This window comes from Pseudomonas palmensis (genome assembly GCF_049942755.1).
GTDB classification, from domain to species: Bacteria; Pseudomonadota; Gammaproteobacteria; order Pseudomonadales; family Pseudomonadaceae; genus Aquipseudomonas; species Aquipseudomonas palmensis.
On the sequence record NZ_CP187958.1, the window covers coordinates 5,399,004 to 5,421,534 of the forward strand.

The window sequence follows — 22,531 nt, forward strand, 5'->3', positions numbered from 1 at the left end:
ATGGCATCTTGTTTTTGTTGGGCAATAGTTAACATGTTAGCTATATGCACGCAACACGTTCGTCGTCGCCAGGGTGGAAGCAGTTTTGGTGCCAGTCTGCGGGTTCAGAGGCCTTCGACAAGCCGCGCCAGACCTTTCAATGCGGCCAGCAGCAGGTCACGCTGCGCGGGGTTCAGGCTGATGTAGCGACGAAACGCCGGCATGCGGTTGACCACCTCGCTGCCGCCCATGTGCTCCAGGGTCAGGGTCCAGCAGCCGCCTGCCAGGTCCAGGTGCAGGCGCTTGAAATCCAGCGGCATCAGCGCCTGTTGCAGGGCCGGGTCGTGGGCCAGGGCCTGCTCCAGCCGCGCTTGCCAGGACCGCTCGCCACGCAGCCGGCGCCAGCGCAGGCCGCTGCGCCGCAGTGCACCGGTATGCTGCAACACCAGCCGCGCCGTGCCCTGTTGCGGGCCGGGCACCTGCAGGCGGAACTCGCACAGCACCAGGTGCATCAGCAACTGCGACTCGGTGCGCTCGCGCACCTCGAACGTCAGGCTGCCATCGGCCAGGGCGTAGCGTGCACTGCCCGGCCCCAGCACCTCGCAACCGGCCAGGCCGAGGTTGCGCTGCAGGTGCGCCAGCGTCACCCCGGGGCGGTAGCCCGAGGGCGCGCGGTCAAACAGCCTTTGCCACAGTGTGGGCAGGGTATGCGCCATGCTCGACTCCCGGTTGGTGGGCAAATTCGCGCGCCAGCACCTCTTCGACCGAGGCCGGCTTGAACGGGTTGACCTTCTGCACCACCAGGGTCCAGAACAGCGCGTACACCGCCGTGGCACCGAGCATCCAGGCGAATGGCACGTACACCTGGGCCGGGTTCATGCCCGGCGGGGTGATGAACCACATGCCCAGGCCGATGCCGACGCTCGACAGCAATTGCGGCAGCGGGAACAGCGGCGAGCGGTAGGCCCGTGGCAGGTCGGGCCGGCGAATGCGCAGGATCACCACCGACAGTGTCACCAGCAGGTAGGCGGTGCTCCAGGCACACACCGCCGCCAGTACCAGGTGCAGGATGGTGTCGGTGTTGCCGCCCAGCCACCAGGCGTGCAGGCACGGGATCAGCATCGCCACCAGAATGCACACGATGGGGGTCTTGAAGCGTGGGTGCAGGTAGGTGAACACCCGGGGCAATGCGCCATCCACCGCCATGCCATAGAGGATGCGCGGCACCCCGGCCATCAGGGTGTTGATGGTGGCGGCGCCGGCGAACAGAAAGCCGATGCCCAGCCACAACGGGCCGATGTCGCCCATCACCTGTTGGGCAAAATGCGGAATGGCCATGGGCGTGTCCAGCAGGTGCGTGCCGCTGGCGGCGTCGAGCAGCACGTTGTCGACCTGGCGCTTCATCGCCGCGCCATAGATGAACATGCACGAGGCCACGCCGAACAGCCCCAGCGCCATGGCCCTGGGCAGGGTGCGCGCCGACTGGCGCAGGTCGGGTGCCAGCGGGGTGACGAACTCGCAGCCGACGAACATGAACATCGCCATGCCCACCAGCGACAGCACGGTGATCAGGTCGGTGCCCACCAGCGACGCGCCGAACCAGCCGTCCAGTTGCACCGCCGGGGCGGCGATCAGGCCGAGCACGCCGAACACCATCAGCGTGGTCCACATGCCGAAGGTGAGGATGATCTCGGCCTTGCTGAACACACTGATGCCGAACGCATTGAGGATGCCGAACACCACCACGAAGCCCACCCCCAGCAGCCACGAGCCACCGGCGGATTCGGCCAGGGTGTTGAGGTGTTCGAAGTTCACCAGCGCCATCACCCCGGCCAGGATGGTTTCGGCGGTGCCGGCGAACACGTGCACGATCAGGTAGGCCGACAGCGTGCCGGTGATGGCGAAGAAGCGCCCCATGCCGCAGTTGATGTAGTCGTACACCGAGCCGGTGGTGGGTAGGATGGCGGCGGCTTCGGCGAAGGTGGTCGACTGGGCGAGCATCATCAGCATGGCGATCAGCATGGCCACGGCGAACGCACCGCCGCCGATGCCGAAACCGGTGGTGGCGGTGAGGATCACCGGGCTGGCCATGATCAGGCCGATGGTGCTGGCCAGCGCGGTGGGGAACCCGACCGTGCCACGGTTCAGGTGCACGCTGAGGGTGTGGTTGAGCGACATGATGAGCGACCTCGAATGCCGTTGTTGTGGTTATGCGCCACTGTGCGCTGGCGGTTGACTGGCGTCTTGCCCGTGGCTGCCTGGGGTTTTGTTGCAGCCTGCCAGGGCACTTCTGGCCGTAGCCGGTTTGCCTGACACACCCTGCACTCAGGTTTTACGACCGCTTCGCGCTCGATCGTCGGCCAAGCCAACTCCCACGCCCTGCGGGCAGAAGCCAACCTCACAGCCCCAAACAACCTGCTTCTGGCCGCAAGGCCGTGGGAGCGGGCTTGCCCCGCGATCTGGCGCGTAGCGGCAGCAAAACCTGCGCACGCGGTTTGCCTGACACACCCTGCTCTCAGGTTTTACGACCGCTTCGCGCTCGATCGTCGGCCAAGCCAACTCCCACGCCCTGCGGGCAGAAGCCAACCTCACAGCCCCAAACACCTGCTTCTGGCCGCAAGGCCGTGGGAGCGGGCTTGCCCCGCGATCTGGCGCGAAGCGGCAGCAAAACCTGCGCGCACGGTTTGCCTGACACACCCTGCGGGCAGAAGCCGACCTCACAGCCCCAAACAACCTGCTTCTGGCAAGCACCCCGGCACCTACCCGCCTGGCGCACACAATCAATCCATGTGGCAGCCAGATCAAAGACAGCCCCCACCGTCCCCGCCCTAAATGGCCACCACTCACGCCAACCCGGGGACCCCACCACCATGAACCTGCACCCTCACCTGCTTGCCGCCCTCAGCCTGGCTGTGCTGCTGGCCCAGCCATCAGCCCAGGCCATCGAGCTCTACGCCGATGACGAGTCCCACCTGAATGCCGACATCCTGGCGGTGTACGGCCTGTTCAACAGCCGCAAGAACTACGACGCCACGCCCGGCGGCTCGACCTGGCGCGAGGGCTTCATCAAGTATGGAATCAGCGGCGACCAGCGCCTGGCCGGCAACGGCAGTGCCTACGGCGCACTCAGCTGGGTCAGTTCCGCCACCTGGGGCGATGGCGACGCAGCTGGCAACACCGACGGCACCGAGCGCACCACCAAGCTGGAGGACGCCTACCTCGGCTGGCGCTCCGGCGAGCTGTTCCCGTTGCTGGGCAAGGATGGCGTGGATGCCTCGTTCGGCCGTCAGGTGGTCAAGCTGGGCCGCGGCTTTCTGATCAACGACGATGGCCCCAACCTCGGCAAGGGCCCCGCCGACGGCGTGCTGAACCGTGGCGGCGCCTATTACCTGGCGGCGCGCCACGCGTTCGACCGCACCGCCGTGCTGCGCCTGGGCGGCGAGCGTGGCGTGCACGCCAGCGTGCTGTGGCTCAAGTCCGACAACCGCGCCCAGGCCGAGACCGAACTGGCCGCCGGCACCCTGGATTACACCACCGCGGCCGGCACCCTGGGACTGACCTGGGTTCACGGCCTGGGCGTGACCGAGCAATGGGCCAGCGAATTCCAGCGCCAACGCGACGGCATGGACACCTACAGCCTGCGCGGCGAAGGTAACGCCGGTATCGACAACGCCAGCTTCGCCTTCGAATACGCCTGGCAGGACAAGCAGGCCGGCCCGGAAAAGGCCTGGTACGCCGAGGCCGGCTACACCTTCGCCGAGCTGCCCTGGGCACCGAGCCTGACCTACCGCTACACCCGCTATTCCGAAGGCTGGGATGCCTTGTTCACCGGGCTGAGCACCGGCTACGGCACCTGGTTCCAGGGTGAGGTGGCGGCCAACTACGCGGGGCCGTTCAACAGCAATACCGGGGTGCATCACCTGGGCCTGGTGGCCAAGCCACTGGAGAACCTGACCCTGGGCGCGCTGTATTTCGACTTCGATACCCTGCACACACGCAACGCGCTGAACCTAGGTGCCCGCGAGCTGGACCTGTACGTGGAATGGGCAGTCAGCCCGCACCTGATCGTCAGCCCGCTGGTGGGGCTGTACCAGCCGAAAAAGGACGAGAACACGGGGGGCAATCAGGTGGGCGGCAATGGCACCAACCTGTACAGCCAGGTGACGCTGGCGATGCCGTTCTGAGTTGGCTGGGGCGACGGCCAGGGACATGTCCAAGGCCATCGCCCCCGGGGTTACACGGTCGCGTGGGCCTGTTGCTTGAGGCGTTCGGTGTCGACGCGCACGAACACCGAGTCGGCCGTCACGGTGAGCACGTCGCCGGCCCAGACTTCGCAGATGACCCGGCTCTTGCGCCCCACCTCACCCTCGACCCACGCCTTGAGCACAAGCTCCACGCCCATCGGGGTGGGCTTGAGGTAGGTCAGCGAAAGCTTGCCGGTGACGCAGTCGATGCGCGGCAGGCTGCCCGGCTCGCGGCCTTCGGCGCGGTAGTGCCAGGCCATGGCGGTCCAGTTCGAATGGCAGTCCACCAGCATCGCCAGCAACCCGCCGTACACCAGCCCCGGCCAGCCGGTGAAGGTGGCATCGGGTTCGTGCCGGCACAGCACGTGGCTGCCGTCCTCGGCCCAGTGGCTTTTCAGGTGCAGGCCGCTGGGGTGCGAGGTACCGCAGCCGTAGCACACGCCCTCTGGCGCGGCGAGGTCTTGCAGGGGTAAGGCTTGGGCGTTCATAGGCTTCCTGATTGTTTTTATGGAAAGTCAGACCGTCGATGGTAACGCTGCCAGGCCCGCGCGCGAAAGCGCCAGGGGCCGCCGCAGAGGCTCAGGCCTCCACCGGCAGCCCTGCCGCCTGCCAGTCCGGCAGGCCGCTGTCGAGCCGGCGCACCTTGAAGCCGTGCTCGCGCAAGGCCGCGGTGGCGGTACTCGACAGCACGCACCAGGGGCCCCGGCAGTAGGCAACGATCTCCTGGTCCTGCGGCAGTTCGGCCAGGCGCTGCTGCAGCTCGTCCAGTGGCATGCTGATCGCCCCCGGCAAGTGCCCCAGGGCGTATTCCTCGTGGGAGCGCACATCCAGCAGGGTGATGCTCTGCTCGTGCAGGCGCTGCACCAGTTCGTCGCGCGACATCGCCTCCAGGCGCTCCTGCGCACTCATGCTGTCGGCCAGCAGCTCGCGCACCGCCAGGCGGTTGTGCTCGGCGAACTGCCCCAGTGCCGCCAGCACCTCCAGGATCGGCCCACCACCCAGGCGGTACAGCACGCGCTTGCCGTCGCGGCGGGTCTGTACCACGCCGGCGCGACGCAGGTGCTGCAGGTGCTGGGAGGTGTTGGCCACGGACAATCCGCACAGTTCGGCCAGGCGCTCGACCGCACGCTCGCCCTGGGCGATGTGTTCGAGCAGGTGCAGCCGATGCGCATGGCCCAGGGTGCGGGCCAGCTCGGCGATATCGATGAAGTGTTGCTGAGGAAGGTCGGTCATTGACAGGAAGCTATCATTCGCCAATCATTCAATCAATTCATTGAATGTTTTATTCAGGAGCAACGCCATGTCCCCTCTGCTTCACTTCATCGCCAGTGCCAGCCTGATCGGGCTGCTGGGCACGGCGCTGGCCGACCTGTGGGCCGAAACACAGAAGCGGCTGCTGAATGTGCCCACGCCCAGCTGGCCGATGGTCGGGCGCTGGGTGGCGCACCTGCGCCATGGTCAGTTCATTCATGACAGCATCGCCAAGGCGCCGCCCGTACCGGGCGAAGCCCTGCTGGGCTGGGCGACGCACTATGTGATCGGGGTGCTGTACGCCGGGCTGCTGCTGGCGATCTTCGGCATCGGCTGGGCCCACAGCCCTACCCTGCTGCCGGCGCTGGCGATCGGTATCGGCACACTGGTGGCGCCGTTCTTCATTCTGCAGCCGGGCATGGGCGCTGGCGTACTGGCCCGTCGCACCCCCAACCCCAAGGTGGCACGCCTGCGCAGCCTGGCGGCGCACACGGCGTTCGGGGTCAGCCTGTTCGTCGCGGCGCTGCTGCTCAATGGCCTGGGCCTGATGCCCCGGGGCTGAGCTCAGGCCTCACGCTGGCACCAGGCGTCTATCAATACGTCCAGCAATGCCTGCGCATCCGTGGTGTTGGCGTCGACCAGGGCAATGGCCCAGCCACAGCCGGCCAGCTCGAAGTGTTCGCGCCAGTTGGGCCACGCCACAAGCCCGGCCAGGTCGAAGGAAAACATGCCGCCCCGCTCGCCATGGCCGCCGTGAATCGACTCGCCCAGGCCGAATGGCCGCGGGTCGAAGGGCTTGAGGCTCACGTAGTACACGTGGTGGGTGTCGTGCTCCGGGGTGGGCGCGCGGTTGCACTGGGAGAAGTCCACCGACTGCCAGCCCAGCTCGCGCTCGTTCATCGGCTGTGCCTGCGCGAGCAGGTAGTCGAGCCCCAACGTACGCCCACCCGGCCAACCGAGCTGGGTGGCACTGAAGGTTCGCTGGCGCGCCTCGCGTGGGTTGGCAAGCTCGCTCCAGCCCAGCTCGCGGGTCAGCACCAGGCCCTTGAGCAAGCGGTGCTCGCCATTGTTCAGCTCCAGCACGAACTGGCCGTAATCGGTGGGTATCACCCGCACCAGGTGCGTCGGTGCCCCGTGGTCCTGCCCCATGTCGTCTTCCCCTGATGTTACAAAGAATTTCGGCAACGCCGCAGGGTCTACCCAGTAGATCCCCACACAAGAGTCTGCCATGAAATTCGAACGCTTCGCCCAGGGCCTGGCCAAACAGGCCGGTCGCTCGCGCACCTTCCTCATCGCACTGGTACTGATCGTGGTCTGGGCCGTCACCGGGCCTTGGTTCGACTACAACGACACCTGGCAGCTGATCATCAACACCTCGACCACCATCGTCACCTTCCTGATGGTGTTCGTCATCCAGAACACCCAGAACCGTGACAACGACGTGCTGCACATCAAGCTCGACGAACTGCTGCGCTCGACCAAGGCGGCGCACAACGCGCTGATGAACCTCGACCAGCTGGACAACAGCCAGCTCAAGCAATTGCTCAAGGAGTACCGGGAGATCGGCGAAGACCGCGCCACCGACCTGCCCGCCGATGAAACCGGGGGCAGGCGCGGCGACGCGCAGTGAGGCGGGCTACTGGTTGGCGCCGGTGAGGGTGTTGTAGCTGGTGATCAGGTTGCGGTAGTCGGGGATGTGGTTGGAGAACAGCGCGCCCAGCCCCTCGACATCGTTGCGCCAGTCGCGGTGCAGTTCGCAGGCTGCGCCGAACCACGTCATCAGTTGCGCACCGGCCGACGACATGCGGTCCCAGGCGGCGTCGCGGGTGATCGGGTTGAAGGTGCCGGAGGCGTCGGTGATCACGAACACCTCGAAGCCTTCGGCAATCGCCGACAGCGCCGGGAACGCCACGCACACCTCGGTTACCACACCGGCGATGATCAGCTGCTTCTTGCCGGTGGCCTTGACCGCCTTGACGAAGTCCTCGTTGTCCCAGGCGTTGATCTGGCCGGGGCGCGCGATGTACGGCGCGTCAGGGAACTGCGCCTTGAGCTCGGGCACCAGCGGGCCGTTGGGGCCGCTTTCGAAGCTGGTGGTGAGGATGGTGGGCAGCTTGAAGTACTCGGCCAGGTCGGCCAGCGCCAGCACGTTGTTCTTGAACTTGTCCGGCTCGATGTCACGCACCAGCGAGAGCAGCCCGGCCTGATGGTCGACCAGCAGCACGGCGGCGTTGTTCTTGTCCAGACGGGTGTAGGGAACACTCATGGTCATACTCCTTGCAGGGGTGGTCCGGCGCCGTGGCGCCGGAGTTGGGACAAACGTGAGTTGCATACAGACCCTAGTCGGCGCGTGTGACAGTGCCGCCGCCATTGGTCATCTGGCCGAAGCGCCCGGCGCGAAAATCGGCGAACGCCGCCTCGATCTCGGCATCGCTGTTCATCACGAACGGGCCGTAGCCGACGATGGGTTCATCCAGCGGCTCGCCGCTGAGCCACAGCACCGCCGCCTCGCTGTCGGCCTGCAGCAGCACTTCGTCGCCGGCACGCTCCAGCAGCACCAGTTGTGCCGGGCCCACCGAACGCTCGCCATTGACCGTGACCTGGCCGCGCAGCACCACCAGGGCGCTGCTGTGACCGGCCTGGGCAGGCAACCGCACGGGCTTGCCGGACTTGAGCTGCATGTCCCACACCTGCATCGGCGTGAAGGTGCGCGCCGGGCCGCGATGGCCGTGGTAGTCACCGGCGATCACCCGCAGGCTGCCGGCACCGCCGGGCAGCGCCACGCTGGGGATGTCGGCGGCCAGCAGGGTCTGGTAGCCGGCAGGGGCAGACTTGTGCCGGGCCGGCAGGTTGACCCACAACTGCACCATCTCCAGGGTGCCGCCACTGCGGGCGAACGACGGCGCATGGAACTCTTCATGCAGGATGCCGCCCGCGGCCGTCATCCACTGCACATCGCCCGGGCCGATCAGGCCGCCGGCACCGGTAGAGTCGCGGTGCTCCAGTTCGCCCTGGTAGACGATGGTCACCGTTTCGAAACCGCGGTGCGGGTGCTGGCCGACGCCGCGACGGGCGCTGGTGGGGGTGAAGGCATGGGGCCCGGCGTAGTCGAGCAGCAGGAACGGGCTGATGTGCTGGGCCAGGTTGTCGTAGGTGAACAGGCTGCGTACCGGGAAGCCGTCACCCACCCAATGCGGGTGCGGGCTGCTGTAGACGCCTTGGATCTTTTTCATGAGCTACCTCCTCTCGTGCATGAAGCCAACGATAAGGGCGCAACGCTGAAGGCGGTAGATAGCGTAAAGTGCCCTCAGCGTTCCATTTGGAGAACAGTGGTGGAAGACCTCAACGACCTGTACTACTTCGCCCAGGTGGTCGAGCACGGTGGCTTTGCCGCCGCCGGCCGTGCCCTGGACATGCCCAAGTCCAAACTCAGCCGGCGGGTGGCCGGGCTCGAGGAGCGCCTCGGGGTGCGCCTGATCCAGCGTTCCACCCGGCATTTTTCGGTAACCGACATCGGGCAGGCCTACCACCGCCATTGCGTGGCCATGCTGGTGGAGGCCGAAGGTGCGGCCGAGCTGATCGAGCGCCACCGTGCCGAGCCCCAGGGCATCGTGCGCCTGAGCTGCCCCACGGCGCTGCTGGATTTCTGGGTGGGGCCGATGCTGTCGCGCTTCATGGTGCAGTGCCCGCTGGTGCAGCTGCATATCGAGAGCACCAACCGCCATGTGGACCTGATCCAGGAAGGCATCGACATTGCGCTGCGGGTGCGGGTGCCGCCGCTGGAGAGCAGTGACCTGGTGATGAAGGTGCTGGCCAACAGCACGCAGTTGCTGGTGGCCGCGCCCGGCTTGCTGGCTTCGTTGCCCAGGCCCATCGTGCCCGCCGACCTGGCCGCCTTGCCGAGCCTGCACTGGGGCAACCCGCAGCGCGATTATCAATGGCAGCTCAATGGCCCGGACGGCGCCACGGCCAGCTTGCGGCACACGCCGCGGCTGGTGACCGACGACCTGGTGGTATTGCGCCAGGCGGCGCTGGCGGGCGTGGGGGTGGTGCACCTGCCACTGGTGGTGATCCGCGACGAGCTTGCCCGTGGCGAGCTGGTGCAGCCCACCCCGCACTGGGCGCCGCAATGCGGGCTGGTGCACGCGGTGTTTGCCTCACGGCGCGGGCTGCTGCCTTCGGTGCGGCACCTGCTGGATTTTCTGGCCCAGGAGTTTGCCCAGAGCGGGATCGATTGATGTGCCAGGGTTTGCTGGCGCTATGCGCCAGATCGCGGGTCAAGCCCGCTCCCACGGGGATTGCGGCACTCTTTGAATAGGCGCTGTACCTGTGGGAGCGGACTTGCCCCGCGATCGAATGCACAGCATTCGCTGAACCTGCACCCACCGATCATCAGGCATACTGCCCCCCCACCCTCAACCCCAACGCACCGCCATGCAGCCGATTGTCCCCCTGGCAGAAAACTACCCCCACGGCGAGCGCATCGCCCCGCACTGCCACAACCGCGCCCAGCTGATCCATGCCCTGAGCGGGGTGATCACGGTCAACTCCAGCCAGGGCTGCTGGGTGGTTCCGCCAGGGCGCGGCGTATGGGTGCCCGCCGCCGTCGAGCACGACCTGAAGATGGCCGGCCAGGTCCGCATGCGCACCCTGTTCGTCGCCTCCGACGCGCGCCCCGACCTGCCGCTGACCTGCCGCGTGGTGGACATCCCGCCGTTGCTGCGCCAACTGATCATCAGCGCCATGCTCATCCCCGCCGACTACCCGCCCGGCGGGCGCGACGAGCGGGTGATGCAGTTGATTCTGGACGAGATCCGCGTGCTGCCGATTCTGGCCCTGCACGTGCCGCTGCCGGTCGACCCTCAACTGGCCGCGCTGTGCCAGGCCCTGCGCGACGACCCGGCCAGCCCCTGGAGCCTGCAGCGCGCCGCCGCCCACAGCGGCCTCAACGCACGCACCCTGACCCGCGCGTTCCAGCGCGAAACCGGCCTGAGCTTCATCCAGTGGCTGCGCCGCCTGCGCCTGCTGGCCAGCCTCGACGCGCTGGCCGCCGGGCACTCGATCCTGAACGTGGCGCTGGACCTGGGCTACGACAGCCCCAGCGCCTTCAGCGCCATGTTCCGCCGCACCCTGGGGGTCTCGCCCAGTGCCTACTTCGGCAAGACCCCGGCCTACGGCCAGCCCGACGCCGACTAGTCAGCGTGCATGCTGGCGCAGCAGCAGCGACGCCAGCGCACACACCGCCAACGCCACGCACGACACATAGAACGCATCCGAATACGCCATCAGGTAGGCCTGCTGATGCACCGTCTGGTCCAGCTGCGCCAGCACCTGCAGGTGCGCCGGGGCCTGTGCATCGAGCACCCCGCCGGGCAGACGCTTCTGCACGGGTGCATCGAACAGCGTCAGGCTCTCATTGATGCGCTGCCCGTGAAACCGTTCGCGCAACGACACCAGCTGCGTCAGCAGCGCCGTGCCCACCGCACCGCCCAGGTTGCGCAGCATCGAGATCAGCGCCGAGGCCGAGCCGGCCTGGGCCTTGTCCAGCCCTTTCACCGCCAGCACCGACAGCGCCACCATGATCAGCGGCTGACCCAGCCCGCGCACCACCGTGGAGGGGATGATCACGTTCTTCGCCGCGTCCGCCGACAGGTGCGCCCCCAGCCAGCAGCCCAGCGCCATGATCGCGAAGCCGCTGGCCACCAGCACCTTGGCGTTGAGCCAGCGCATCAGGCGCGGCAGCAGCGGCGCCAGCAGCAACTGCACCATGCCGTAGGCGATCAGGCTGATGCCGATTTCGCGGGCGTTGTAGCCCTGCACCTGGGACAGGTAGTTGGGCACCAGAAACACCAGCCCGAAGGTCGCCGCCCCGAACACCGCCATGGCCAGGCTGGCCACACCGAAGTTGTAGCTGGCCAGCAGGCGCAGGTTGATGAAGGGCCGCGCGCCCCACAGCTGGCGCTGCACGAACAGCGCCAACGCCACCACGGCAATCACGCTGAAGGTGACGATGAACGCCGAATCGAACCAGTCCTCGCGCCCGCCCTCCTCCAGCACGATCTGCAGCGCGCCCAGCCCCAGCGCCATGGCCGCGATGCCCAGCCAGTCGGCGCCGCGCAACTGGGCGCGGTCGCCGGCCTGCGCCGGGATCGACCACGCCACCGCCGCCAGCAGCGCCACCCCGGGCAGCAGTTGCAGCAGGAAGATCCAGCGCCATGAATAGGCGTCTGTCAGCCAGCCGCCGATCGACGGCCCGGCGGCCTGGGCCACGCTGTTGGAGAGGCTGAACAAGGCCATGCCCAGGGCGATCTTGCTCGGCGGCAGCTCGGTGATGATCAATTGCATCGACAGCGGGATCAGCACCGCCCCCGAAGCGCCCTGGATCACGCGGATGGCGATCATCGCCTGCAGGTTCGGCGCCAGCGCGCAACTGACCGAGCTGATCAGAAACACCAGCGAGCCCACCAGCATCACCCGGCGCAGGGAGAACACCTGCACCAGCCAGGCGGTGAGCGGAATCATGGTGATTTCCGCCACCAGGTAGGCGGTGGAGATCCACGAGCCTTCCTCGAACGTCGCCCCCAGCGCGCCTTCGATTTCCGGCAGCGCGGCACTGGTGACGTGCACGTTCATGCCCGCCATGAAGCAGCCGAACAAGCCACCGATCACCGCCACCCACGCGCGCAGCGATACCTTGTCTTCAGTGCTCATCGCGCACCTGCGCCGTGCGCGTATCGATGGTGGCGATCACCGACATGCCCGGCAGCAGCCGCGGCGTGCCGGGTTCCACCGGGTCGAGGTGAATACGCACGGCAAAGCGCTGCACGATCTTGGTGAAGTTGCCGGTGGCGTTGTCGGGCGGCAACAGCGCAAACACCGCCCCCGAGCCGGGCGAGACGCTGTCGACCGTGCCCTGCCAGTGCCGGCCGAAGGTGTCCACCTCCAGGGTCGCGCGCTGCCCCGGGCGCATATATTCGAGCTGGGTTTCCTTGAAGTTGGCCACCACGTAGGCCTGCTCTACCGGTACCACTGCCAGCAGTGGCAGGCCGGGGCTGACGTACTGCTGCACACGCACCTTGCGCTGCCCCACCACGCCGTCGAAGGGCGCCCGTACCTGGGTGTCGGCCAGGGCGTTCTCGGCCAGGGCCAGGGCCGCCTCGGCCTGTTCCAGCTCGGCCTCGCGGCGCACCAGTTCGGCCCGGGCCTCGCGCTGCTGGCTGGCCAGCACCTGGTGCCGGGCCCGCTGCATGGCCCAGCCGGCGTCCGCGCCCTTGAGCGTGGCCTGCGCCTGGGTGCGTGTGGTGCTGGCGCGTTCGGCACGCTGGGCACTCACCGCGTTCATGCCGATCAACTGGCGGTAACGCTGCCAGTCGAGTTCGGCGCGCCGCGCCTCGGCACCGCCCGCCTCGCGCTCGGCGGCGGCACGGGCAATCGCCTGCCCTTGCCCCTCCAGCTGCGCCGCCAGGGTCACCAGCACGGCCTGCTGCGCCTGCACCGAAGCGGTACTGGCGGCCAGCGCCGCACGGGCCTGGCGCACCTGCTGGCGATAGTCGCGGTCGTCCAGCTGCACCAGCAGGTCGCCGGCCTTGACCACGGCATTGTCGGCCACGCTGACCTGGGCCACATAGCCGCCCACCCGCGCACTGATCGGCGCCCAGTCGGCGCGCACGTAGGCATCGTCGGTCTGTTCGTTGAAGCGCCCGCTGTGCCACACATACAAGGCAACCCCTAGTACCGCCAGCGTGCCGGCTGCGCCAAGGGCGCGGCGCAGCGTTATCACGCGCACGCGCTCGGTGGCTTGGGTAACCGGTGGTTCGGGGCTGACCGCCTGGTTCATGTTCGTGCTCCCTGTTGTTGTTCAAGGATGCACTCTAAGGGGGTCAGCGGTTGGCGTTCGCTAGCGTACAGGCCAGTATTCGTCGCGAAATGGACAACCTGCCATCAGCCTAGCAGGTAGGTTTGCACCTCGTGCGCACAGGCCTGCGGATCTTCCTGCATGAAGCAGTGCCCGCCGGGCACCTCGCGCAGCTCGACCCTTGGGTTCAGACGCGCCCAGCGCGCCAGCGACACGGGTACGAAGGGATAGGTGGTGATGCCATGCAGCACCCGTGCGGGTGTCTGCACCTGGGCCAGGGCAGCCCACAGCCCGCGCGGGAACGAACTGAACACGTCCACTTCGCGCGCCGGCCGGCACTTGAGCACTACCCCTTCGCCGCAGTCGCCGATGGCGTGGTCCACATAGGCCTGCAGCGCCTCGTCGTGCCAGCCCTTGAAAATGCCGCGCCCGTGCAGCGCGGCGTAGGCCGCCTCGCGGTCGGGCCAGTGGCTGCGCCGGGTGGCGGCCTTGCGTGCCAGGCCGTGGCGACGGTGCATGCCGAACAGCGTGGCCACGCTCATCACCCCCAGCATCGAGCGGCTGAACACCACAGGGTCAAGCAATACCGCCCGCTGAAACAGGCCCGGTTGCAGCGCCAGCATCAAGCCGGTCAGCACCCCGCCGAAACTGTGGCCCATGGCAAAGCACGCCACCTGCCCGTATTCGCCACGGCCTGCCTGGAAGGCCTCGATCGCCAGCGCGGCGCTGCGGTTCCAGCCCACGAAGGCGCCGCCATGATCGCTGTCGCCATGGCCCTGCACATCGCACAGCCACAGGTCGAAATGCTCGGCCAGGCGCTCCAGCAACGGCTGGTAGGCCAGGCAGCAGAACCCGGTGCCGTGGATGAAATGCAGCAGCGGCTTGCCGCTGGCGGGTGAGCGCCAGCCGCGCAGCGTGAAGTGTTCGGCGCAGTCATGCGACCAGGGGATCAGTTCCATCGGGACTCGCTGTGGGGGTTACACAAAACCGGATTCTACAAACAGCAGTGGATACAGCGATAGCACCAGCAGTGCGGCCATCAGCCAATTGAACAGCTTGAGCCAGCGTGGGTCCTGCAGCACGGTGCGCAGCGCGCTGCCGAACATCACCCACACGCACACGCTGGGCAGGTTGACCACGGCGAACACCGCGGCGATCACGATCACGTTGGTCAGGTAGCCCTGGCTGGGTGCATAGGTGGTGATGGCGCCCACGGCCATGACCCAGGCCTTGGGGTTGACCCACTGGAAGGCTGCCGCGCCCCAGAAACCCAGGGGCTTGCGCGTGCCGGGGTCGGCGCTGGTCAGCGGGCCTGAATTGGCGATCTTCCAGGCCAGGTACAGCAGGTAGCTGGCGCCCACGTAGCGCAGCACGCCGTAGGCCAGCGGATAGGCCTTGAACACCTCGCCCAGGCCAAGGCCCACCGCCAGTACCAGCACCATGAAGCCGATACTGATGCCCAGCGCGTGGGGAATGGTGCGACGCACACCGAAGTTCACGCCGGAGGCCAGCAACATGGTGTTGTTGGGGCCGGGGGTGATCGAGGAGACGAAGGCGAACAGCACGAAGGCCATCAGCAGGTTGAGCGAGGTGAGCATGGCGGGTGTCCGGCGGTGTGTTGTTGTGAAGTGACACTAACCAAGTCGGTGCGCAGTGCTGCGATACAGTTGGGGGCAATTGTGGCACTACACTTGGCGAGCCCTCACCACCCTCCAGGCTTCCCGTGCCCTCGACCGGTAATTGCCTTAGGATAACCCTCCTCGATTTCCGGAACAGAAGCCCCGCCATGCCCGTACATATCCGCCCCGCGCGCGTCGAAGACGCCAGCCAGATTCTCACCTTCATCACCGAGCTTGCCGAGTACGAGCGTGCCCGCCACGAGGTGATCGCCACGGTCGCCGATATCGAGCGCACGCTGTTCGGCGAAGGCAGCAGCACCCAGGCGCTGATCTGCGAGCGTGACGGCCAGGCCATCGGCTTTGCGGTGTACTTCTTCAGTTATTCGACCTGGCTCGGCACCCAGGGCATCTACCTCGAAGACCTGTACGTCACGCCCCAGGCCCGCGGCACGGGTGCGGGCAAGGCGTTGCTGCGCCACCTGGCGCAGGAGGCCTGTGCCAAGGGCTGCGGGCGCCTGGAGTGGAGCGTGCTGGACTGGAACGAACCGGCCATCCAGTTCTACAAGTCCATCGGCGCGCAGCCGCAGGACGAGTGGGTGCGTTATCGCATGGAAGGTGAAACGCTGCGCAGCTTCGCCCAGGGTTGAGACCACGCCATGTTCTTTCGATTGGCCGCCGACGGGCTGGTACTGTTTCATCTGACGTTCATCGTGTTCGTGATGCTGGGCGGGTTGCTGGTGCTCAGGTGGCCGCGGCTGTGCTGGCTGCACCTGCCGGCCGTGACCTGGGGCGTGCTGGTGGAGGTGCTGCACCTGCCCTGCCCGCTGACCGAATGGGAAAACCGCCTGCGTGCAGCGGCGGGTGACACCGGCTACCCCGACAGTTTTGTGGAGCATTACCTGATACCGCTGATCTACCCGGCCAAGCTGACGGCAGGCATCCAGCTGTGGCTGGGGGCATTGGTGTTCGTGGTGAATGCGGGGGTCTATGCGTGGTTGTGCTACTCGCGCAGGCGCCGTGCCTTGCGGTGAGTGCTCAGGCCGCTTCGCCGGCAAGGCCGGCTCCTACGGGAGCCTGCCTTGCCGGCGAAGTGGTCACCACAGCACCTGAATCAGGCGCTCACCTCCTCCCGCGCCGCATAGCGCTGCGCCAGCACCGCACACACCATCAGCTGGATCTGGTGGAACAGCATCAGCGGCAGAATCATCGCGCCAATCGCCCCCCCGGCAAACAGCACCTGGGCCATCGGCACACCGGTGGCCATGCTTTTCTTGGAGCCGGCAAACAGGATGGTGATGCGGTCTTCCACGTTGAACCCCAGCCGCTTGCCCAGCAACTGCGTGCACCACAGCACCACCGCCAGCAACACGCAGCACACCAGCGCCAGCCCCAGCAGCCGCACCAGCGGCACCGACTGCCACAACCCGCTGATCACCGCGTCGCTGAACGCGGTATACACCACCAGCAGGATCGAGCCCTGGTCGACGGTCTTCAGCCAGCGTGCATTGCGCGCCACCCAGGCGCCGATCCAGCGCCGCGCCAGTTGCCCGGCCACGAACGGCACCAGCAGTTGCAGCACGATCTTCAACACCGCATCGAGGTTGGACCCGGTATCGCCCTGCACGCCCATCAGCACCATCACCAGCAACGGCGTCAGTACGATGCCCAGCAGGCTGGAGGCCGCCGCGCTGCAGATCGCCGCCGGGATGTTGCCCCGCGCCAGCGAGGTGAAGGCAATCGCCGACTGCACGGTGGCCGGCAACGCGCACAGGTACAGCACGCCCAGGTACAGCTCGTCGCCCACCAGTGGCAGGAACAGCGGCTTGAACAGCATGCCCAGCAGCGGAAACATCACGAAGGTGCAGCCAAAAACCAGCAGGTGCAGGCGCCAGTGCCCTGCCCCGGCCGCCACCGCCTCGCGCGACAGCTTGGCGCCGTGCAGAAAGAACAGCAGCCCGATGGCCAGGTTGGTCAGCCAGCCAAACACCACCGCGCCCTGGCCCTCGCAGGGCAGCAAAGTGGCCAGTGCAATCACGCCGAGCAGGGCCAGGGTGAAATTGTCGAACAGCAACCGCAGGTGTTTCATGTCACGTCCTGTCTTGTTATTGAGATGGCGCAGACGGTAAGGTTTCTTTTCTTTTCCGACTAACGACAGAACCCCAAGAGTGTCGCCCAAAGGACAACCCCACGCCCCGCGCATCCCGCCCCTGAGCGAGCTCAAGGTACTGCCGCGCCCGCTGTACGGGCAGGCGCAGTCGCTGGCCAACATCGCCCTGGGCTTTCGCCACAAGCATGCCTGGGGGCAACTGTCGTATGCGGCCCAGGGCGTGCTGCATGTGCACACCGGCGCCGGACGCTACGTGGTGCCGCCGCAGCGCGCGGTGTGGATCCCGGCGCATACCCCCCACCAGGTCAGCTGCGCCGACGACACCTGCATCCGCAGCCTGTACATCGAGCACAGCGTGTGGCCGGGCACCCAGTGCCGGGTGATCGGCGTGAATGCCTTGCTGCGCGAGCTGATCCGCACCTTCAGCGGCCTGCCGGTGGCCTACGACACCGAGGGCGCAGACGGGCGCCTGGTCGCCGTGCTGCTCGACCAGCTGGCGAGCGCCCCACAGGAAGACCTGATTCTGCCGCTGCCCCAGGACACCCGCCTGCGTGCGCTGTGCCGGCGCCTGCAGGCACACCCCGAGGACAGCACCGGGCTGGCAGCCTGGAGCCTGAAGTACGGTGTTTCGGAAAAGACCCTGAGCCGGTTGTTTCTGCGTGACACCGGCATGACCTTTCGTACCTGGCGCCAGCGCATGCGCCTGCTCAGTGCGCTGCCAGCACTCAGCCGCGGCGAGCGCGTCACCGACGTGGCCCTGGCCTGCGGCTACGAATCGCTTTCGGCCTTTATCGCCGCCTTTGGCAAACAGTTCGGCCTGTCACCGGGCGAATTCCTCCAGACCCACCGGAAACCCATTACGTGAACCTGTTCAAACCGCATCACCTGCTGAGCGCCCTGCTGCTGGCCAGCCCTGCCGCCTGGGCCGCCACCGTGCCTGACAACCTCGACAACCTGGTAGAGGCCGCCAGCCAGGCCGTGATGCAGGAGCACGCGATACCCGGCATGGCCGTGGCCCTGACAGTCAATGGCCAGCACCACTACTACGACTTCGGTGCGGCCTCGCGCGACAGCGGCCAGGCCGTCGACCGCGACACCCTGTTCGAACTGGGCTCGATCAGCAAGACCTTCAACGTCACCCTGGCGGCCTATGCCCAGGCCACCGGCAAGCTGAAGCTGACCGACAGCCCGGCCAGCTACCTGCCCGAACTGCGCGGCCGGGCCCTGGAAAACACCAGCCTGCTGAACCTGGCGACCCACACCGCCGGCGGCTTCCCGCTGCAGTTGCCAGACAGCGTGCACGACAACGGGCAACTGATGCGCTACTTCAAGCACTGGACCCCGAGCTACCCGGCAGGCACCCGGCGTACCTATGCCAACCCGAGCATCGGCCTGCTCGGGGTGATCAGCGCCCGCCAACTGGACATGAGCTACCGGTCCGCCCTGCAGGACCTGCTGTTTCCGGCGCTGGGCCTGAACAACACCCATCTGCAGGTACCTGCCAACTGGCAGCGTATGTACGCCCAGGGCTATACCCGCGACAACGTGCCCGCCCGGCTGAGCCCTGCGGTGCTGGCCGACGAAGCCTACGGGGTGAAGTCCAGCAGTGACGACATGCTGCGCTTTGTCGAGGCGAACATGGGCCTGGAGAAACTCGATACGCCCCTCAAGCAGGCCATTGCCGCCACCCATACCGGCTACTACCAGGTGGGCCCCATGACCCAGGACCTGATCTGGGAGCAGTACCCCTACCCGGTCGCATTGCAGACCCTGCTCGACGGCAATGCCAGCCGCATGGCCCTTGAAACCCTCGACGTCACGCCGCTGCAACCCCCGCTGGCCCCGCAGCAGGCGGTGTGGATCAACAAGACCGGCTCCACCAACGGCTTTGGCAGCTACGTGGCGTTCGTGCCCTCGCAGCGGATCGGCATCGTGATCCTGGCCAACAAGAACTACCCCAATGAAGCGCGGGTGAAGCTGGCCTACCAGATCCTCGGCGCCTTGAACGAAGGTAGCCACTGACCGTGAGCAAACCGGTACGCGACACCCTCAAGCTGCTGTTGCTGCTGGCCGGGCTGTGGGGCTTCGCGCGCCTGCCGCCGAGCCTCGGCGCGAACCTGATACTGGTCGGCGGGCTGGCGGCCGGCGGCATCTATGCGCTGCTGAACCTGTCGCGCCTCTTCGCCTTTCTCAGCTACTGGCCAGGGTCGTTGCTGTACAGCGTGGTCGTGGTGTACCTGTGCAAGCTGTCTGCGCAACGGGCGCTCAATGCGCGCTTTGGCATCGAGGTGGACTACCTGGACAACGCGGCGGTGGTATATGGGGCGCTCTATTCCATCCCGTTCTCGCTGATGCTGCTGGGGGTCTACCTGCTGTTGCCCCAGTGGCTGCGCAGGGTGGCTGGCAGACTACGCCCCGGCGCCGCCCCGGCCCCGGCGCAGAAAGTGCCGACGTTCGAACCCTTCTTTGCCGCGGCCCTGGTCTGTTGTGCGGGGTTTGCCCTGCAGCAGCTGGACGAGGGCCTGGAGTACGCCCTGATCGTCGATGCCATGCCCGCCTCCAACTGCGGCCCGGTCGACGCGGGCACTGCATGGCTGCGCAAGAACCACAGCCAGTGCTACAGGCTGCAGGGCAACCCGTTCACCGGCACCTTCAGCCTGCAGCAGGTCGACAGCCCGGCGCCCTGATGCTGCGTGCAGTGAACCTCTGCCGCACCGCGCCCCTCGAATGCTCAGGGGCCAGCGCTGGCCCGACCCCATGCGACGGTGCCTTCGATGAGTTTTACCCTGTGGATCGCCGTGTTCGGCGCCGTGTTGCTGATCCTGGCCCTGACCTCCTCGTACCTGCGCTGGATGCCGGTGACCACCTCCGCCGTGTGCCTGCTGCTGGGCATCGGCATCGGCCCGCTGGGGCTGGGCCTGTTGCACCTGGACCTGGACCACGCCGCCGGCTGGCTCAAGCACCTGACCGAAGTCGCGTTGCTGTTCTCGCTGTTCATCAGTGGCCTGAAGCTGCGCCTGCCGCTGCGCAGCCGTGTCTGGCGGGTGGCATTCGGCCTGGCCGGCCCGGTGATGCTGCTGAGCATCGGTGGCTTCAGCGTGGTGCTGCACTACCTGGGTGACATGGCGTGGGCGCCGGCCCTGCTGATCGGCGCCATCCTTGCGCCCACCGACCCGGTGCTGGCAGCGCTGGTGCAGGTCAACGATGCGCAGGACCACGACCCGCTGCGCTTCGGCCTGTCGGGCGAGGCCGGGCTCAACGACGGCGTGGCCTTTCCCTTCGTGCTGCTGGGCTTGCTGCTGGTGCAGGGCCAGGCCGTCGACGGCTCGGCGCTGTTCACCTGGTTGTGGCGGGACCTGCTGTGGGCGATGCCGGTGGGGTTGCTGGTGGGCTACTGGATGGGCAAGTTGCTGGGGCGCCTGACCCTGACCCTGCGCATCAGCCATGCCGACAGCACGCTCACCCCCAACGACTACCTGGCATTGGCGCTGATTGCACTGGCGTATGTGGTGGCCGACACCCTGCACGCCTATGGGTTTCTGGCGGTGTTTGCCGCCGGGCTGGGGCTGCGCAAGGCCGAGGTGAGCTTTACCGGCGGTTCGCAGACCCCGTCCGAGCACCTGGCGCAACCGGTGGCCGGGCACCTGGAAGCCGCGCCGGAGAATGCGGTGCATGGCGACCTGGACAACCTCGAAGACACCCAGGTGGCGGCCGGGGTGATGATGGGCGACATGCTTGCCTTCGGCAGCCTGGTGGAGCGGGTGATGGAAGTGTTCCTGGTAACCGTGCTCGGCGTGGCGCTGGCCAGCCACTGGGACTGGCGCGCACTGGGCTTTGGCCTGGCGCTGTTCTGCGTGGTGCGCCCGTTGAGCGTGTTGCTGATGCCTTGGGGCAGCCTGCTCGACCTGCGCCAGCGGCTGATGGTCGGCTGGTTCGGCATTCGTGGCATCGGCAGCCTGTTCTACCTGTTCTACGCCCTGAGCCACGGCCTGGGCGGCACGCTTTCGGCGCAGTGCCTGAACATCACGCTGTCGGTGGTGGCGTTGAGCATTGTGGTGCATGGCCTGAGCACGCAACCGATGCTGAACTACTACGGGCGGCGCGGCTGACCGCCCCTGCTGGCGAAATACCCTTCGCACTTGACCTGCTGCCCCCCTGAACTAGAGTCAAAGGCTGCCCATCAAGGACAGATGGCTGCAGATAGGCGACGTTATCTACGCGTTCAAGGAAGCCAACTAACGGAGTAGTGGCAATGAGCAAACCTGCATCGACCCCTTTCATCCATACCCTTATCAACGACCTCGGCGCTGCCGCGATGTTGCCCAACATCATGCTCGGCGAAGAACTGGGCCTGTACCGGGCCATGGCCGACGGCCAGCCGGTGACCGCCCAGACCCTGGCCACACGCACTGGCTGCAATGCCCGCCTGCTTCGCGAATGGCTCAACGCCCATGCCGCCTCTGGCTACATGCAGCACAACGACGAACATTTCAGCCTTGACGAGCAGCAGGCCCAGGCCCTGGCCCATGAGGACTCCGCCACCTACATTGCTGGCGGCACCCAGGCCATCGCCTCGATGGTGCTCGACAAGGACAAGCTGGTGGCGGCGATGCGCGGCGACGGTGGCCTGGCATGGGGCGACCATCATGCGTGCATGTTCGGTGGCGTCGAGCGCCTGTTCCGGCCTGGCTACCGCAACCACTTGGTCGGCAGCTGGCTGCCGGCACTGGAGGGTGTGGTGGACAAGTTGCACGCCGGGGCCCGGGTGGCAGACATCGGGTGTGGTCTTGGCACCTCGACGCTGCTCATGGCCGAGGCCTTTGCGGCTTCGCATTTCGACGGCATCGACTACCACGCGCCCTCGGTGGCCACTGCCGGTCAACGGGCCAGGGACAGCGGCCTGACCGAACGGGTGCGCTTCACCCAGGCCAGCGCCAAGGACTACCCTGGCCGCGATTATGACCTGGTGTGCTTCTTCGACTGCCTGCATGACCTGGGCGACCCGGTGGGTGCGGCCCGGCATGCCTGGCAGGCACTCAAGCCGGGGGGCACGCTGTTGCTGGTGGAGCCGTTTTCGAATGATCGGCTGGACGACAACCTCAACCCGGTGGGGCGTTTGTTCTATGCGGTATCGACGTTTCTGTGCACGCCCAATTCACTGTCGCAGGAGGTGGGTTTGGGGCTTGGCGCGCAGGCGGGTGAGGCGCGCATTCGGGGTGTGCTTGAAGCGGCGGGGTTCAGCCACATGCGCCGGGCGTGCGAGACGCCGTTCAACCTGATACTGGAGGCGCGCAAGTAGAGGCGACGCGGCAATCGGGTGTCGAGCCACCAGGGCTGACAACTGCGATCCTGCAGGCCAGGGTGCGTTGCAACCAATGTGGGAGCCGGCAAGGCCGGCTCCTGCATTTTTAAAACCACCCTGGGCTGCAGGATCGCCATGGCACAACCCGATGTACCCACCTGCCCCAACCTGGCC

General features: G+C 66.9%; 24 protein-coding genes. 12 read left to right on the forward strand and 12 right to left on the reverse strand.

The genetic code is table 11. The annotated features are described in order from the left end of the window. Window positions 1–104 precede the first annotated feature (104 nt). Both ACPRTJ_RS24950 and ACPRTJ_RS24955 read right to left on the reverse strand, forming a co-directional pair. Window positions 105–695 (reverse strand): DUF3156 family protein, encoded by a 591-nt coding sequence (locus tag ACPRTJ_RS24950; protein WP_088515094.1) that lies wholly within the window; start codon window positions 693–695, stop codon window positions 105–107. Beyond that, window positions 655–2,157, reverse strand: a complete 1,503-nt coding sequence (locus tag ACPRTJ_RS24955) for an APC family permease (RefSeq protein WP_043860061.1) — start codon at window positions 2,155–2,157, stop codon at window positions 655–657. The genes ACPRTJ_RS24950 and ACPRTJ_RS24955 overlap by 41 nt, the downstream gene beginning before the upstream one ends. 692 nt (window positions 2,158–2,849) lie before the next feature. Here ACPRTJ_RS24955 and ACPRTJ_RS24960 point away from each other — a divergent pair. Next, complete coding sequence (locus ACPRTJ_RS24960; protein ID WP_426427495.1) at window positions 2,850–4,163, forward strand: hypothetical protein; 1,314 nt, start codon at window positions 2,850–2,852, stop codon at window positions 4,161–4,163. Window positions 4,164–4,213: 50 nt separating this feature from the next. On the opposite strand, the gene ACPRTJ_RS24965 is transcribed toward ACPRTJ_RS24960, so the two are convergent. Both ACPRTJ_RS24965 and ACPRTJ_RS24970 read right to left on the reverse strand, forming a co-directional pair. Continuing rightward, entirely contained in the window at window positions 4,214–4,711 is a 498-nt protein-coding gene (locus ACPRTJ_RS24965; protein WP_043860059.1) for a PaaI family thioesterase, read from the reverse strand. 91 nt (window positions 4,712–4,802) lie between these two features. After that, on the reverse strand, window positions 4,803–5,456 hold the full coding sequence (locus tag ACPRTJ_RS24970) for an ArsR/SmtB family transcription factor (RefSeq protein ID WP_043860058.1): 654 nt from the start codon (window positions 5,454–5,456) through the stop codon (window positions 4,803–4,805). Between the two features lie 67 nt (window positions 5,457–5,523). Here ACPRTJ_RS24970 and ACPRTJ_RS24975 point away from each other — a divergent pair, with 67 nt between their 5' ends. Then, window positions 5,524–6,036 (forward strand): DUF2938 domain-containing protein, encoded by a 513-nt coding sequence (locus tag ACPRTJ_RS24975; protein ID WP_104572508.1) that lies wholly within the window; start codon window positions 5,524–5,526, stop codon window positions 6,034–6,036. 2 nt (window positions 6,037–6,038) lie between these two features. Here the strand turns inward: ACPRTJ_RS24975 and ACPRTJ_RS24980 are convergent, their stop codons facing one another. Continuing rightward, on the reverse strand, window positions 6,039–6,623 hold the full coding sequence (locus ACPRTJ_RS24980; RefSeq protein WP_426427499.1) for a hypothetical protein: 585 nt from the start codon (window positions 6,621–6,623) through the stop codon (window positions 6,039–6,041). Window positions 6,624–6,702: 79 nt separating this feature from the next. On the opposite strand from ACPRTJ_RS24980, the gene ACPRTJ_RS24985 reads away from it, so the two are divergent. Then, on the forward strand, window positions 6,703–7,104 hold the full coding sequence (locus tag ACPRTJ_RS24985; protein WP_043860056.1) for a low affinity iron permease family protein: 402 nt from the start codon (window positions 6,703–6,705) through the stop codon (window positions 7,102–7,104). Between the two features lie 6 nt (window positions 7,105–7,110). Here ACPRTJ_RS24985 and ycaC read toward each other — a convergent pair whose 3' ends face one another. After that, window positions 7,111–7,740, reverse strand: coding sequence for an isochorismate family cysteine hydrolase YcaC (gene ycaC / locus ACPRTJ_RS24990; RefSeq protein ID WP_043860055.1), 630 nt, complete (start codon window positions 7,738–7,740; stop codon window positions 7,111–7,113). A 73-nt stretch (window positions 7,741–7,813) separates the two neighbouring features. Next, window positions 7,814–8,707, reverse strand: coding sequence for a pirin family protein (locus ACPRTJ_RS24995; RefSeq protein ID WP_078481248.1), 894 nt, complete (start codon window positions 8,705–8,707; stop codon window positions 7,814–7,816). Window positions 8,708–8,803: 96 nt separating this feature from the next. Here ACPRTJ_RS24995 and ACPRTJ_RS25000 point away from each other — a divergent pair, with 96 nt between their 5' ends. Both ACPRTJ_RS25000 and ACPRTJ_RS25005 read left to right on the forward strand, forming a co-directional pair. Then, window positions 8,804–9,712, forward strand: coding sequence for a LysR family transcriptional regulator (locus tag ACPRTJ_RS25000; RefSeq protein WP_173925050.1), 909 nt, complete (start codon window positions 8,804–8,806; stop codon window positions 9,710–9,712). Between the two features lie 196 nt (window positions 9,713–9,908). Continuing rightward, a complete protein-coding gene (locus ACPRTJ_RS25005; RefSeq protein ID WP_043860226.1) occupies window positions 9,909–10,670 on the forward strand; it encodes an AraC family transcriptional regulator in 762 nt (253 codons plus the stop codon). Here the strand turns inward: ACPRTJ_RS25005 and ACPRTJ_RS25010 are convergent, their stop codons facing one another. The 4 genes from ACPRTJ_RS25010 to ACPRTJ_RS25025 form a co-directional block, all read right to left on the reverse strand. Next, window positions 10,671–12,185: an MDR family MFS transporter gene (locus tag ACPRTJ_RS25010; protein WP_426427502.1), complete on the reverse strand. Its 1,515-nt coding sequence runs from the start codon at window positions 12,183–12,185 to the stop codon at window positions 10,671–10,673. It abuts the gene before it with no gap. Then, window positions 12,175–13,311, reverse strand: a complete 1,137-nt coding sequence (locus ACPRTJ_RS25015; protein ID WP_426427504.1) for an HlyD family efflux transporter periplasmic adaptor subunit — start codon at window positions 13,309–13,311, stop codon at window positions 12,175–12,177. The genes ACPRTJ_RS25010 and ACPRTJ_RS25015 overlap by 11 nt, the downstream gene beginning before the upstream one ends. A 104-nt stretch (window positions 13,312–13,415) precedes the next feature. Beyond that, window positions 13,416–14,288, reverse strand: coding sequence for an alpha/beta fold hydrolase (locus ACPRTJ_RS25020; protein ID WP_043860229.1), 873 nt, complete (start codon window positions 14,286–14,288; stop codon window positions 13,416–13,418). Between the two features lie 18 nt (window positions 14,289–14,306). Further along, a complete protein-coding gene (locus tag ACPRTJ_RS25025) occupies window positions 14,307–14,927 on the reverse strand; it encodes a LysE family translocator (protein ID WP_426427506.1) in 621 nt (206 codons plus the stop codon). 188 nt (window positions 14,928–15,115) lie between these two features. Between ACPRTJ_RS25025 and ACPRTJ_RS25030 the strand changes: the two genes are divergently transcribed. Continuing rightward, window positions 15,116–15,595 carry a GNAT family N-acetyltransferase gene (locus ACPRTJ_RS25030; RefSeq protein ID WP_043860231.1) on the forward strand — a complete coding sequence of 160 codons (480 nt, stop codon included), beginning with the start codon at window positions 15,116–15,118 and terminating at the stop codon, window positions 15,593–15,595. Window positions 15,596–15,604: 9 nt separating this feature from the next. Further along, entirely contained in the window at window positions 15,605–15,979 is a 375-nt protein-coding gene (locus ACPRTJ_RS25035; RefSeq protein WP_043860232.1) for a DUF2784 domain-containing protein, read from the forward strand. 80 nt (window positions 15,980–16,059) lie between these two features. Here the strand turns inward: ACPRTJ_RS25035 and ACPRTJ_RS25040 are convergent, their stop codons facing one another. Further along, window positions 16,060–17,034, reverse strand: a complete 975-nt coding sequence (locus tag ACPRTJ_RS25040) for a bile acid:sodium symporter family protein (protein WP_043860233.1) — start codon at window positions 17,032–17,034, stop codon at window positions 16,060–16,062. A 79-nt stretch (window positions 17,035–17,113) separates the two neighbouring features. On the opposite strand from ACPRTJ_RS25040, the gene ACPRTJ_RS25045 reads away from it, so the two are divergent. The 5 genes from ACPRTJ_RS25045 to ACPRTJ_RS25065 all read left to right on the forward strand — a co-directional run bounded on the left by ACPRTJ_RS25045 (window position 17,114) and on the right by ACPRTJ_RS25065 (window position 22,354). Beyond that, window positions 17,114–17,920, forward strand: a complete 807-nt coding sequence (locus ACPRTJ_RS25045) for an AraC family transcriptional regulator (protein ID WP_054914413.1) — start codon at window positions 17,114–17,116, stop codon at window positions 17,918–17,920. Then, a complete protein-coding gene (gene ampC / locus ACPRTJ_RS25050; protein ID WP_426427508.1) occupies window positions 17,917–19,077 on the forward strand; it encodes a class C beta-lactamase in 1,161 nt (386 codons plus the stop codon). Before ACPRTJ_RS25045 ends, ampC begins: the two co-directional genes overlap by 4 nt. A 2-nt stretch (window positions 19,078–19,079) precedes the next feature. After that, the gene (locus ACPRTJ_RS25055; RefSeq protein WP_426427509.1) at window positions 19,080–19,742 is read left to right on the forward strand and encodes a hypothetical protein; all 663 of its coding nucleotides are present in this window, start codon (window positions 19,080–19,082) and stop codon (window positions 19,740–19,742) included. A gap of 87 nt (window positions 19,743–19,829) precedes the next feature. Then, complete coding sequence (locus tag ACPRTJ_RS25060; RefSeq protein WP_426427511.1) at window positions 19,830–21,164, forward strand: cation:proton antiporter; 1,335 nt, start codon at window positions 19,830–19,832, stop codon at window positions 21,162–21,164. Between the two features lie 143 nt (window positions 21,165–21,307). Further along, the gene (locus ACPRTJ_RS25065; RefSeq protein ID WP_426427513.1) at window positions 21,308–22,354 is read left to right on the forward strand and encodes a class I SAM-dependent methyltransferase; all 1,047 of its coding nucleotides are present in this window, start codon (window positions 21,308–21,310) and stop codon (window positions 22,352–22,354) included. Window positions 22,355–22,531: the final 177 nt, after the last annotated feature.